This window comes from Microbispora sp. H10670 (assembly GCF_014161385.1).
Lineage (GTDB): Bacteria > Actinomycetota > Actinomycetes > Streptosporangiales > Streptosporangiaceae > Microbispora > Microbispora triticiradicis.
In genome coordinates, this window is sequence record NZ_JABBWW010000012.1 from 1 (window position 1) to 12,502 (window position 12,502).

Below are 12,502 nucleotides of genomic sequence, written 5' to 3' on the forward strand. Positions count from 1 at the left end.
ACTCTGGATGCCGCCCGATCCCGCCACGGCCTGATCCTCCGGCAGCAGGCGTACTGACGCACACCTTGAGACGATCACACAGCGCAATCAACAGAACCCGAAATGCGCAGGACGTGAATGCTTACGTTGTGATGTGATGCTCTCGCACCGCTTCGCGAACGCCATCGATTGTCATCGCAGTTGGTGATTTGACCGACATCAACTCCGCCTTTGGCTTGCGTAGCCCGAACCGAACCGCCGAGATCCCTACAGTGCAGTGCCGTGCGGGGCGTGGATCGAGTAGCCCATGAGCACTGGTCCGAAATTCTTGATGACATCCAGTCCGTTCGCTTCCGCGGCGACGATTGTCGTTATGCAGGCGTCCGCCTCGCCGCGCGCGCACGCCCGCGCCGCCTGAGCGTTGCTGTCGGCCGCAAGAATTCGCACGTCCAGTCCATCGAGAAGGCTCACCGGAGCCGGATGACTGACGACCCTGACCGCCCGGTCAGCCGCCGGCGACGAGATCCGCAGACCGGCGGCGACGCCGTCGGCGTCCGACGCGTCCATCACGATGTCTCCGTCCGACCTACCGGCGAGAACCATCGGATGCGTCGGAATCACGAAGCACTCGCGCAAGGCCATGGTTTTTATATTCTGGAAGACGATCTCATGCAGGCGGGGATATACCACACAGCCGAGTAACACGCTGTTGCCCGGCTTCTCCAACACCGCCAGGAGCGCCTTCTCTAGGGTATCGTGGAGCACGATCTCTCCGGACCGGTCGCCACGCCGTTCGAGCCAATGGCGGGCGGCTGCCTCGCAATTGGTGCCCGCGGGTCCGAGTGTGTGCAGCCTGAGGCTCGTTTTTCGCTGCATTGCTCTCCTGATTGCTGCCGATTAGGCGCTGCGTTCAGACGCGATCGCGAGGGCGGCGCCGACGCTCAGAATTTGTAGTCCTCGCGCACAGGATGGAAGGAATCGAAACCCTTGGCGCGTGTCCGCGCCCAGGCCGAATGGCTCACTCCACCGGGGATCACCAAGGTGTCCCCCGCGTTCAGCACCAGGAGATCGTCGCCGACCCGAATCTCGAGAACGCCTTCCAGGCAATGCGTTATCTGCTCCGCCTCGTGAGCGTGGACCGCCACCTCCGCATCTTTCTCGAACTCCCACGTCGCCACCGTCATGCGGTCACCGTGCACGAACCGTATACGGGCGCCGGGGAACAGATCGGTGACCACGCCCTCGTCGGCATGACGAATACTTGTCATTTCACCTTCTCGCTCGGATTGTGACTGCCCTGTCGACCCGACAGCGCCAGGAGATCGTCGCCGGAGCACAGAACTCCGTACAAAAGTCACTTACACGCGCACACTGAGGGCACAGAAGTCGCACAGCCGCGAGACCCGCCTTCCGGGCCGGTTTCACGGGGATTCGCGCCGGGCGGGGACCGCCGCCCTCGTGGCCCGCGATTCCCGCGCGGCTCCCAGCCGGCTCGTCCGCCGCGACACGCGTGCCCGTGTGTCCCGCGTTCGACGATCCCCTGTCCCCTGTACGAGGGATATGCGGTCAATATGCGCAACGCGCTCAGGCTGGGGCAAGGCCGCCTGGCCGGACGGTCTCGCTCTCCGCCGGTGACGGCCTCGATCAGTGCCCGCGTGCGAGGCCATCCGCGAGGAGACGCGACGTGTCGATTCACGAGAGGACTCGGATATGTCGAAAAGGGTGACGGCCCCGACGGCCTACGTCGAGCCGCCTCCGGAGTCGTGCGTCCACCGGTTGTTCGAAGCCCGAGTGAAAGCGGACCCCACGGCCACCGCGCTGGTGGACGCCGGCGGGCGGCTCACCTACCAGGAGGTCAACGAGCGCGCCAACCGGCTGGCTCGTCTCCTCGTCACGAACGGCGTACGGACGGGAGACCTGGTCGGGCTGCGTGTGCCCCGCTCGGCGGCCTGCGTCATCGCGATGATCGCGGTGCTCAAGGCAGGCGCCGGCTACGTTCACCTAGAGGATGTGATGCCGCTCAGGCGCCTGCGCGCCATAGCGAACGAGTGCGACCTCCGGCTTGTCATCACCGCGTCACCGCTCGGCTGGAGGGCGGCGGACGGCAGGCCGGTTCTCTCTCTTGACGACGAAGAGGCCGCGCTCGCAGGCACCCCCGGTACCGACCTCTGTGTCGACGTCCGTCCCAGTGACGTGATGTACGTGCCCTACACGTCCGGCTCAACTGGTGCCCCCAAGGGCATTCGGCTGCCGCATCGCAGTATGCCGGGGCTCCTCCAGGGGACCGGTTGCGTGCAGTGGGGGCCGAGCCACAACAGCCTGCACCACTGCGCGCTGTCATGGGACGGGCACGTCGTGGAGATCTTCCCCGTGCTGCTGTCCGGCGGCAGCGTCGTCATCTTCGAAGGCGACGCCGGCGACCCGCTCGCCGTCGCCACGTTCGCCCGCGTCCATGACGTGACGACGCTCGTCCTCACCGCGGCCGCTCTCAACGTGGTCGTCACGGAGGACCCGACCCGGTTGTCTGGCGTGCGGCACCTCATCACCGGCGGGGAGGCGGCCTCGCGTCCCCACATCGCCAAGGCCCTGGCGGCACTGCCGAACTGCCGGATCGTCAATGGTTACGGCCCCGTCGAGTGCAACGGACTCACGACCGCCCATCGGATCCGGGCCGAGGACCTCGATCGCTCGTCGATCCCCATCGGCCGTCCCGTCGGGGACCGCGTCGTCTACGTCCTGCGACCTGACGGCGGACTCGCCCCGGACGGCGAGGCGGGAGAGCTTTGTGTCGGCGGTCCAGCGGTCGCGGACGGCTATGTGGGCATGCGGGGGGCATCCGCCGAAACGTTCGTTCCGGATCCCTTCTCCCCCTTCCCGGGTGCCCGTATGTACCGGACCGGCGACATGGTCCGCCGTACGGCCGAGGGGGTCTTCGAATTCCTCGGGCGCTACGACGAGCAGGTGAAGATCAGAGGTGTGCGGGTAGAGCCGGGTGAGGTGACCGCGGCGTTGCGGAGTAGCCCGCTTGTGGCCGACGCGGCCGTGCTCGCCGACCACGGCTCCTCCAGGGGCGTACGCCTGATCGCCTATGTCCTGCCGACACCCGAGACCGACCCGGGGGAACTGTCGACGTCTCTCGTGACCCATCTCCGGGAGCGGCTCCCCACGGCCATGCTCCCGGGAGCCATCGTTCCGGTCCGGTGTCTGCCGAGAACGCGGACCGGCAAGGTCGACCGCGAGGCGCTGCACGCGGCGCAGGTCGAACACCTCGCGCACGGCATCGCCGGATCGGCTCCCACAGGAACTCACCCGGTCACCGAACTGCAGGGACTTGTCGCCGGCATCTGCGCGGACCTGCTGGAACGCTCGGCGGTCGGCCTGGACGACAATTTTTTCGATCTCGGCGGTCACTCACTGCTCGCCTCTCAGGTACTGGCCCGGGTACACCGCCGATCAGGGGTGGGGATACCACTGCGGCGGTTCTACGAGGCGCCCACCCCGCGAGGTCTGGCCGCCGCCGTGGAAGCCGTCCTGCGGGACGGTGACGAAGGCGGCACGAGCCGGGCGAGCAGCCGACCGCCACAGTCCGCGCCACCGGCGACGGCTCCGATTCGGCGGACAGAGCGGACGCGGGTACGCCTCGCCCGGCCTGCGGCCGGCGGAGGATCCGCGGCAGGCTCCCGGCCGGAGGGAGCGGAACGTGTTCTCGAAGAGGAGAGCCCCCATGATCGATGAACCGCTGTTCATACGACCGAACCTCACAATCGAGGGCCTGGTCGACCAGTTCTACGCGTGGACATACCTCCTCTCGCCCGCCGCCTCCGCGATGAACCTCGTCAACCTGCAGCTTCCGATGCTCGACTCCTACCTGGAGCAGCCGAGGACGCACGCCGACGCGGTCGCCAACCCGCGCATGAAGGGAGGATTCTTCGTCGATCACGGTGGAGCGCGCCTGGATGAGATCAAGGCGCTCCGCGATCACATGAGCACCGAGAACACCGACCTCGTCGCGCTCGCCAGCGCCGTCAAGGAGGCCGAGGACCTGCTGCGCGCGCAGGCCGACGGCTACGATCTGACCCCTCTCTACGGCCGGTTGCCTGCCAGTCTGCGCGGCTACGTGGAGCTCGTCTACGACCGCGACCACCATGCGTCTCTGCGTTTCCTTGAGGCTGCGCTCTACCGCAGCCCCTACTATCGAGAGAGCAGGCAGTCGGTTGAGTTGATGCTCGACGACGGTGGCGAGAGGCCGTTCTTCATGAGCACCCCCCGGCTGCCGCAGGAGGGGCATCTACAGCTGCCGCTGCCGCTCAGACACCCGGGCATCGACACGCTGTTCGCGATGCGCTCGACCTCCCGGACGTTCAAGGATCTGCGAGAGGCACTCGAGATCTCCGACGACCGCGTCGCCGGAAACCTGCGCGCCTACCTCACCGACCGGCCACTGCTTCGCGAGGATGTCACGGTCGAGGATGGATGCAGGATCCGCTATTTCGGTCACGCCTGCCTGGTGCTGCAGACCTCGGCCGTCAGCATCGTCGTCGACCCTTTCGTGAGCGGGCACACCGCCGCCGAAGACCGCAGATTCACCTACGCGGACCTGCCGGAGCACATCGACTACTGTCTCATCACCCACGGCCATCCGGACCACACCGTCCTGGAGACGCTGCTGCAGATCCGCGCGCGCACCGATCTGGTGGTCGTACCGAGGTGCGGCGGTGGGGCCCTGCAAGACCCGTCACTGAAGCGGCTGCTGGAGAATCTGGGTTTCACGGTCGAGGAGGTCGACGACTTCGACGTGCTGGACTTCGAGGGCGGCGAGATCGTGGCCACGCCCTTCTTCGGCGAGCACTGCGATCTCGACGTGCGGAGCAAGAGCACGTACTGGATCCGGCTGGGCGGCAAGACCGTCTTCGTGGACGCCGACTCATCCGGCGTCGAGCCGGAGTTGTACGGTCACATCGCCCGTGTGGTGGGCCGGACCGACATCGCCTTTCTGGGCATGGAATGCGATGGCGCCCCGCTCACGTGGATGTACGGAGGCCTGTTGACCCAGCCGGTGAGCCGCCGCATGAGCGTCACCCGAAAATTGTCCGGCTCCGACGCGGCCCAGGCATTGGGCATCATCGAGCAGCTCGGGTGCAGCAAGGCCTACGTCTACGCGATGGGCGAGGAGAGCTGGCTGCAGCACGTCATGGCCATCAGCTACACGCCCGAGTCCTACCAGCTGAAACAGGTCGCCGAGTTCCTCGACGGGTGCGCCCACCGGGGGATCGAGGCCGAGCATCTTCTCGTGCGCAAGGAGTTGCGCTGGTGAGCAAGGCACGACATGAGTTCCGGTGGCCGGCTCCTCCCCTGGCCCCGGAGGCTTCGGCGGACGCCCTCGCCACCCGCGACAGCCGCCTCCACGTGCGGGTCCTCTTGGACACGGGACCGGACCGGACGGAGCTCGCGCACGTTCGGCGGCTATTCGCCGAGGTCGGCGCGAGCGTTGAGGTCGAGGGCCACTCGTACGGAGGCCCTCCGCCGACGTCCATGTTCCTCATCGTCGTGAGCGTGCCACTGCTTCCCTTTCTGGCGCGCTTCCGGGCACCGGAGGAGAGCCCGGCCGCTCTCGCCTCGCTGGTGCAGCGACTGCATCGGATGCGCGCCGACCCATCCCGGTGGGGCCGCCCCCACACTGTCGTGATCGAGGACGTGTGGAGCGAGGTGACGATCCGATGCCCCTCCGGGCTGCCGGAACGGGCGTACGGTGACCTGCTCCTGCTGGATCTGAGCGGCTTCGGCCCGGACTCACCAACAGTCACCGTGAGTTGGGACGGGCGTTCCTCGGCCTGGTGGGCCCGCCTCGACAGCGGGCCTTGCCCGGTCCTGCGAAGGATCCCTCTCGACACCGGCCCTACGCGTCGCCCGCCCAGCGTGACGGGAATCGGCCCCGGTGAAGTGGAGCAGGTACGCGCGCTGGCCAACGGCGGTACGGACTCGGCCATCCGGTGGCAGCGGGCGAACGTCGTCCTCCTCTCCATCATGGGCTGGAACATCTCTGCCATCGCCCGCAAAACGCTGTTGTCTCCGGATCGCGTCAGGTCTCTCCTTGAACACGTGGAGCGTGCTGGAATCGCGGCCCTCGATCCCGGCTGCCGAGGTGAGCGCGCCTATCGCCCGACGGCCGAGCAGACGCACGAAGCGGTCGCAATCGCCTTGACCGCGCCAACGGACTCGGACGTCACCGCGTCTGCGAGCGGCACGGGCTGGGATCGGGACACGCTTGCCGAACATCTGGTCCGGGCGGGGATCGTGGAGGACGTCACAGCGGAATGGCTGGACGAGGTCATGCGCTCGTCAGGACGACCGCCCGAGCGTGGCCCGGATGAGCCCGCAGACCTCCGGTAGCCGTTCGCGGTAGTAGAAGTGCCCGCCGGGCATGAGGTGCGTGAAGACGGGCCCCGTCGTCAGTGACCCCCACTCGCCCAGTCGGCCGGGGGTGACGTCCGGGTCGCCCATCCCGCCGATCGCCATGATCGGGCACCTCAACGGGCGCGTGGAGGCCCGGTTCCGGGCCAAGAGGAGACAGTCCCCGCGCAGCACCGGAATCGCCATGTCCAAAATCTCGGGCGTCCACTCCATGCCGCCGTCAAAACCCACGGCGGCGATCCAGTCCTCCCACTGCACAACGGTCATGCCCGCGACGACGTCCGGATCCAGGCTCCACAGCTGCGGAGGGGGTGCTGCGGAGGCGACCATCAACGCCACGTGGCGCCCCGCCTCCTCAAGCCGTTCCGCCACCTCGTAGCAGACCGCTGACCCCATGCTGTGCCCGACGAAGACGAGCCTGTCCGCCGTCCCCTCCGTTCTCTCCGCCAGCTCCGCCACCGCCGAATCGGTGAGCTCTCGCAGGTTCGCCGGCAGCGGCTCGTTCCACCGTGGTCCCCGGCCCGGGTACTGCAGCAGGACAGCCGTGTCGCCCTCGCGAACGAGCGCGGCCGCCCAGTCAGCCATGCTGTACGCGCTGCCGCCGGCGTAGGGAGCCAACACGAAGGTGTAAGCGGGCGATGACCCGCGCGTGGGGGGTCCCACCTGCTGACCGGTATAGCGCCAAAGAAGCGGGCTGATGCGCTCAATTCCCATGAGCCGTCTCCCCCCTTCGAACCGTGCCGAGCAGCGCGTCCGCCAGGGAGGCGGGAGCCTCCGCCAGGGCGTCTTCCCTGACCGGGATGTCCACCACGCGTAGAGGACCCGAAGTCGCCGCCCGCCAGCCCTTCACGTAAGCAGCGCTGAGAGGGCGCGACCGCGCTCTGAGCAGGGTGATCGGGCACGACACCTCTCCGGGCCTTCCCACGTACCCCTCCGTCATCATGAGGTCGGCCCGCAAGACCGGTTCGAAGAACCGGAAAAGCGACTCGTCGTCGCGTATCTCCGCAGGGGTCAGCTCGTTCTCCCTCAGCCAGGCTCGCAGCTCCGCGGAGGTCATCGCCGACACGGGCCTCTCCGCCTCCGGGGCCGTCGTCCCCGGGGGTGGCTGACGAGCGACGAGGAGTCCGAGCACCGGGACGGACACGGTCCCGGAGGTGTGAACGATGGCCAGAGCCTCGTACGCGAGCAGCGCGCCGGAGCAGGAGCCCACGACGAGGATCGGCCTGCCGTGTGAGCGGGTGTCGCCCGCCAGCACGGCGGCTATTTCGGCCGCCGCTTCGGCGACCGTGGCGTGGGGCCGCTGCCGCACCCGCTTCTCGCGTCCCGGCAGCCGGATGCCGCGCACCTCGATGTCGGGAGCTACAACCCGCGCCACCGCGTTCCACGGCGCGGCGCCGGCGCCCGCGTGAGCGATCCCGTACGCGACCGCCCCGGCGTTGGGATTCGGCAGTGGCACGTGAACCGCAGCCGGATCGTAACCTTCGGCATCGGCGTTCACAACGAGTCCTCGACCGCATCGTCTGAGGAGCGCCCCCCGTCGATGAGAGCGGCAGCGACCTCCTCGATCGTCTGATATTCCAGAATCACCCGAGACGACAGCCCGGCCCATAGGCCGGGGTCGTCCAGATGTGCATGCGCCACGATCCTGGCCGCGAGCAACGAGTCCCCTCCGAGGTCGAAGAAGTTGGCCTCGGCATCGACATGGTCCAGGTCAAGGGCTTGGGACCACAGCCGAGCGAGTTCGGCCCGATAGAGCCGGAGCATGGCGTCGTCGGAGGAACGCCGCGGCCGGCGGCGATCGGCGTCGCTGGGGCGGCGCCTGACGTCCTCCGGGTCGGGTAGCGCCCCACGATCGAGTTTCCCATTTGGCGTCTGCGGAAGCCGGTCGACCACCACGATCGTGCCGGGGACCATGTACCCGGGCAGGACGCGTTGCGCGAGCACACGGACCTCCTCCGCGACCCGTTCCGTGTCCAGGGACGCGGAGGGACCCCGGAGCACGTAGCCGACCAGCCGCTGATGCCCGCCGTGAACGCGCAGATCAGCCGCGGCGGCGGTGACCTCGGGGTGCCGCGCCAGGATGGATTCGACCTCCCCGAGCTCGATCCTGTAGCCCCGGAGCTTGACCTGCCGGTCCATACGACCGAGGAACTCCAGCGCGCCGTCGAGCCTGCGCCGGACGAGATCGCCGGTGCGGTAAAGACGCCCCCCTCCGCCATGTATGGCGTCGGGGACGAAGCGCGAGGCGGTCAGCCCGGGGCGCCCGAGGTAGCCGAGAGCCACTCCGTCGCCCGCCACCACCAGTTCTCCGGAGGCCCCCTCCGGCACCGGCGTCAAGCGCTCATCGACAACACACAGCTGGTTGTTCGCCGAGGCCCAGCCGATCGGCACCTTCGCACCGGCGCACCCGTCCTGATCCCTGTCGATCTCGTAGATCGCGCAGTTCACCGTCGCCTCGGTCGGCCCGTACCCGTTGTGGATCGTGGCGCCGGGCGGCAGCAGCCTGTTCGCCGAGGCGACCAGCGCACCGGTGACCTCCTCACCGCCGAGGTGGACGGTGGTCAACGAGCTCAGATCAGGGGCGACGGCGAGGAGCTCGGCGAAGAACGCGGGAGTGGTGTGCAAGGTGGTCGCCTGGTGACGGCGGATCGCTTCGGCGAACTCGAGGATCTCCCGGTCGGCGCTCGCCGCGAAGCACAAGGTGCCGCCAAAGCACAGCGTCGAGAGAAGCTCCCACATACCGAAGTCGAACGCGTGGTTGAGGTTCTGCAGCACCCTGGTGCCGGTGTCGATGGAGAAGTAGGACCTGCTCCATTCGAGCAACGGCGACAGATTCCGGCAGGTGACCGCCACCCCCTTCGGCGTCCCCGTCGATCCGGATGTGTAGATCACGTAACACAGGTCGTCGGGGTCGCCGACGGCCTCGGCGAACCGATCAGAGCAGACGTCCTCACCATCGGGGCACGTACCGAGGTCGGTGTCGAGCTCGATGACGTGGGCCACGCACCCGGCGCTGCGTGCCAGGATCTCGGCCCGCTCCCGGTACCGGCTCTCGGTGATCACGATCCTGGCCCGGCAGTCTCGAAGCATGAAGACGAGCCTCTCCTCCGGGAGGACCGGGTCGAGAGGAAGGACCGCGCTGCCCGCTGCGAGGATGCCGAGGAGACCGACCGGCAGGGCGGGACCTTTGCCGACGAGCAACCCCACGACCTCGCCCTCGGGGCGTACCGCGGGAGTGTCCTCTCCCGCACATCCCGGAACCGCCTCGCACGACTGCCCCCTCATGCGCGGCTCGGCAAGGGCCGTTGGAGACTCTCGAGGCTGATCCCGTGACGCAGCGCAAGGATGACGCCGGCCGCCTCAGCGTAGCTGCGCACCCCTGTCACCCCGTCGAGCTGGAGCCGTTCAGCGGTGACGTCGATGATCGTCTCGTTGTCGGCCACTCCGATCACAGGAATGCCCCGGTGTGCGGCCTCGAGGACTGGTATCCCGCCAAGCGCGCTCGCAGGGGCGACGACGGCGAGCACGTCGTCCAGGCCGACCGTCCGAGCGATCCGGCACCGCGCGGCACCAGTTATCTGCGGTGCCCGCCGCAGGCCGATCAGAACGCTGGCCAGCCCGTTGGCGGAGACGAACTCCCCCGCGCCGCGCGCGTCCACGACGCCCTCCGGCAGGGCGACGTCCTTGAAATTGACCAACGGCGCATGCGCTGCCGGGGTGGAGAACGTGCGCACGATCAGATGAGAGAGCACCGCTTCGGCGCCGCCGACCGGATTCGGATGGCGCCCCTGGAAATGGTCGCTGTACGAGCCGGTGGACAGCTCCTGCACGTCCGTCGTCACCGCGATCGCGGTCGCGCCCGCGTCCAGCAGCTGCTGCGCCGCCTTCAGCAGCACATCGGGCCGATCGATCTGGCCGGTATAGCCTCCTGAGGGGTTGCGCACACTCCGCGTGCCGATTGGCTGGTCGGTGACCACGACGTCGACGATGTCGATGCCGTATACCGCGCGCACCGTGTTCACGATGTTGAAGACCTCGTCGAGCGCGGTGCGACTGGCCCGCTCGACGATGATCCCCACCCGGTTGGCGTACGGCTGGTAGAGATTGACCATCCCACGGACGAACAGGTCGATGCACGCGCCCTCCGTGTAGAGGACGCGTTCTCCGATGGAGATGAAGTTGGACGCGTTGACCGCGTTGGGATTGGTCACCACGTAGTCCGCGGCGGCGGCCAGGAGCGCCGTCGCCGGAGCGGCGTCGCCGGCGTAGCCTCCAATGGAGCATCCGACGCCCGTGGGTATGAGGCTGATCACGACGCCGATCCCACCTGGCGCCGGCGGCACGGCGGCCGGTAGCGGCGCGGCGACGATGCCATCGCACTCCGTCGCCTCCACAAGAACGCGCTCTGGGTCGGCGTCGCTGATGTACCAGCGCAGCGGTTCGCTGTCGAACAGTCCTTCGATCGCGGGGACGAAGCCACCGGCTGCCAGCAACTCCGCCCGGCCGACGGTGTAGGAACGGTTGACAATCACGTCAGATCACGTCTGCCTGTTCTTGATAAGCCGGGCGACTTGCCATGCCCGACACCACAACTGCTCGTAACTGATCTGGAAGTCGGAACCCGCACACGCAACCGCTTCCGGCGTTGCCGCGACCTGCGCCGCGAAGAGCGCGAAGGGGGTGTACTCGGTCGGGTAGCCCGGTGATGGTTCGTCTTCGTCCGCCGCCGTGTTCATGGCTGTCTCTCCTCCCTTGAATTTCGGCGCTCCGATTTTCGGTCATGACACCTCCGCCGGGACGGCCGGGATCTCACGTCCTAACCGTGCCAACGGCGAAGGAATCAGGAAGACAAGGGCCAGGCACATCCCGATCGCGGAGATCAGGAGACCGGTACGCAGGCTCAGCGCTCCGGCGAGAAGACCACCGCACGCGGCGCCGAACGGGGCTCCCCCGAGCGCTGCGAACCGGATGGTGGCCGCGACGCGGCCCTGTATCACGTCAGGCGTCATCGCCTGCCGGATTGTGAGGGCGATGATGTTGGCTGTCTGCGCCGAGGCGGCGTAAACGAGATTGATCGCGACGAGCAGGGCTACGGCGATCAACCCGTTGCCCTGAACGGCCGCGATCGCGGTGATCACCAGGCAGGCCGCCACGCGCAGGAGGACGAGGGCCGGCCCGTATCCCATCCGCGCCGGCAGCAGCCTCGACAGGACTGAGGCGAGCAGGAAGCCAGGTCCCAGCGCTGCGAAGACGAGGCCGATCGCACCTGGCGACAGGTGCAGTTCACGCGGCAGGAACACCAGGTAGACGGTCATACAGGCGCTGGAGGAGAAGTTGTATATGGCCGCAGTGATCGCCATGGTGCGGAGGGAGGCGTTGCGTCCCACATGCTGGAGTCCTTCGAGGATTTGCCCCAGCGCGCTGGAACCCTGTCCCTGCCCGTCTGGCGCCGTTCGGGTTTCGGGTCTGCGGATAAGTGAGATCGACGCTGCGGACAGCAGGAAGGAGATCACGCTGCCCACGGTCGCCACCGGGGCGGTGAGGAGCTGGACCAGACTCCCGCCCAGTGCGGGCCCGGCGATCTGAGCGGCTGAGCGGCTCGTTTCCAGCAGGCCGTTCCCCCTGCCCAACTGATCTCGCCGTATCAGTCGCGGCAGGTACGCCTGGTAGGCGATCTCGAAGAAGACCGAGCAGGTGCCGATCAGGAAGGCGGCGACGTAGAGCGTGCCCATGCCGAGCCGTTCCGTGAGATAGGCCGCTGTGACGGCGCCCAGAGCCACAGCCCTCCCCAGGTCGGCCACTATGAGGATGTCGCGCCGGCGCCGCCGCCGGTCGACCATGACCCCGGCGAGAAGCGCGACCAGGAGGAAGGGCACCTGCTCCGCCGAAGCCAGCAGTCCGACCTGTTCGGGCGGTGCCTGCAACGCGATCACCGCGACGAGTGGGAGCACGAGCATGCTGACCTGGCTGCCCACCTGCGAGCACGTCTGTCCCACCCAGAGCTTCACGAAGTCGGGGTTGCGCCAGAGTCCTGCCCCGTCGCGCGCGCCGGCCGCAGAGTCGTCCATGACCGGATCATGAGGATCACGGTCGGCCCTCGGATCCTCGCCCT

At 67.9% G+C, this 12,502-nt stretch carries 11 protein-coding genes; 3 read left to right on the forward strand and 8 right to left on the reverse strand.

Annotated features, from left to right (window positions below):
* Positions 1-246: 246 nt before the first annotated feature.
* Positions 247-855 carry a hypothetical protein gene (locus HHX33_RS18280; protein ID WP_182875682.1) on the reverse strand — a complete coding sequence of 203 codons (609 nt, stop codon included), beginning with the start codon at positions 853-855 and terminating at the stop codon, positions 247-249.
* 65 nt (positions 856-920) lie between these two features.
* On the reverse strand, positions 921-1,247 hold the full coding sequence (locus HHX33_RS18285; RefSeq protein WP_182875683.1) for a cupin domain-containing protein: 327 nt from the start codon (positions 1,245-1,247) through the stop codon (positions 921-923).
* 454 nt (positions 1,248-1,701) lie between these two features.
* Between HHX33_RS18285 and HHX33_RS18290 the strand changes: the two genes are divergently transcribed.
* The 3 genes from HHX33_RS18290 (at position 1,702) to HHX33_RS18300 (ending at position 6,369) form a co-directional block, all read left to right on the forward strand.
* Positions 1,702-3,714 (forward strand): non-ribosomal peptide synthetase, encoded by a 2,013-nt coding sequence (locus HHX33_RS18290; protein WP_182875684.1) that lies wholly within the window; start codon positions 1,702-1,704, stop codon positions 3,712-3,714.
* Positions 3,704-5,293 (forward strand): MBL fold metallo-hydrolase, encoded by a 1,590-nt coding sequence (locus HHX33_RS18295; RefSeq protein ID WP_182875685.1) that lies wholly within the window; start codon positions 3,704-3,706, stop codon positions 5,291-5,293. Before HHX33_RS18290 ends, HHX33_RS18295 begins: the two co-directional genes overlap by 11 nt.
* Positions 5,294-5,511: 218 nt before the next feature.
* Positions 5,512-6,369 (forward strand): helix-turn-helix domain-containing protein, encoded by an 858-nt coding sequence (locus HHX33_RS18300; RefSeq protein WP_182875686.1) that lies wholly within the window; start codon positions 5,512-5,514, stop codon positions 6,367-6,369.
* On the opposite strand, the gene HHX33_RS18305 is transcribed toward HHX33_RS18300, so the two are convergent.
* The 6 genes from HHX33_RS18305 to HHX33_RS18330 all read right to left on the reverse strand — a co-directional run bounded on the left by HHX33_RS18305 (position 6,319) and on the right by HHX33_RS18330 (position 12,458).
* On the reverse strand, positions 6,319-6,975 hold the full coding sequence (locus HHX33_RS18305) for a thioesterase II family protein (protein WP_182875687.1): 657 nt from the start codon (positions 6,973-6,975) through the stop codon (positions 6,319-6,321). The two genes, HHX33_RS18300 and HHX33_RS18305, sit on opposite strands and share 51 nt — an antisense overlap.
* Positions 6,976-7,093: 118 nt before the next feature.
* On the reverse strand, positions 7,094-7,846 hold the full coding sequence (locus HHX33_RS18310; protein WP_182875688.1) for a thioesterase II family protein: 753 nt from the start codon (positions 7,844-7,846) through the stop codon (positions 7,094-7,096).
* Between the two features lie 38 nt (positions 7,847-7,884).
* Positions 7,885-9,597 (reverse strand): non-ribosomal peptide synthetase, encoded by a 1,713-nt coding sequence (locus tag HHX33_RS18315; protein WP_182875689.1) that lies wholly within the window; start codon positions 9,595-9,597, stop codon positions 7,885-7,887.
* A gap of 74 nt (positions 9,598-9,671) precedes the next feature.
* Positions 9,672-10,922, reverse strand: a complete 1,251-nt coding sequence (locus HHX33_RS18320; RefSeq protein ID WP_220501939.1) for a DUF3326 domain-containing protein — start codon at positions 10,920-10,922, stop codon at positions 9,672-9,674.
* Positions 10,923-10,928: 6 nt separating this feature from the next.
* Positions 10,929-11,126, reverse strand: coding sequence for a hypothetical protein (locus tag HHX33_RS18325; RefSeq protein ID WP_182875690.1), 198 nt, complete (start codon positions 11,124-11,126; stop codon positions 10,929-10,931).
* 42 nt (positions 11,127-11,168) lie between these two features.
* Positions 11,169-12,458 (reverse strand): MFS transporter, encoded by a 1,290-nt coding sequence (locus HHX33_RS18330; protein WP_182875691.1) that lies wholly within the window; start codon positions 12,456-12,458, stop codon positions 11,169-11,171.
* Between the last annotated feature and the right edge of the window lie 44 nt (positions 12,459-12,502).

What these genes read in the sequence shown, in the direction of transcription:
- HHX33_RS18300 (WP_182875686.1), top strand. Translation starts at nt 5,512, where the DNA reads ATGTTCCTCATCGTCGTGAGCGTGCCACTGCTTCCCTTTCTGGCGCGC.
- HHX33_RS18305 (WP_182875687.1), bottom strand. Translation starts at nt 6,975, where the DNA reads ATGGCTGACTGGGCGGCCGCGCTCGTTCGCGAGGGCGACACGGCTGTC.
- HHX33_RS18280 (WP_182875682.1), bottom strand. Translation starts at nt 855, where the DNA reads ATGCAGCGAAAAACGAGCCTCAGGCTGCACACACTCGGACCCGCGGGC.
- HHX33_RS18325 (WP_182875690.1), bottom strand. Translation starts at nt 11,126, where the DNA reads ATGAACACGGCGGCGGACGAAGACGAACCATCACCGGGCTACCCGACC.
- HHX33_RS18285 (WP_182875683.1), bottom strand. Translation starts at nt 1,247, where the DNA reads ATGACAAGTATTCGTCATGCCGACGAGGGCGTGGTCACCGATCTGTTC.
- HHX33_RS18295 (WP_182875685.1), top strand. Translation starts at nt 3,704, where the DNA reads ATGATCGATGAACCGCTGTTCATACGACCGAACCTCACAATCGAGGGC.
- HHX33_RS18330 (WP_182875691.1), bottom strand. Translation starts at nt 12,458, where the DNA reads ATGGACGACTCTGCGGCCGGCGCGCGCGACGGGGCAGGACTCTGGCGC.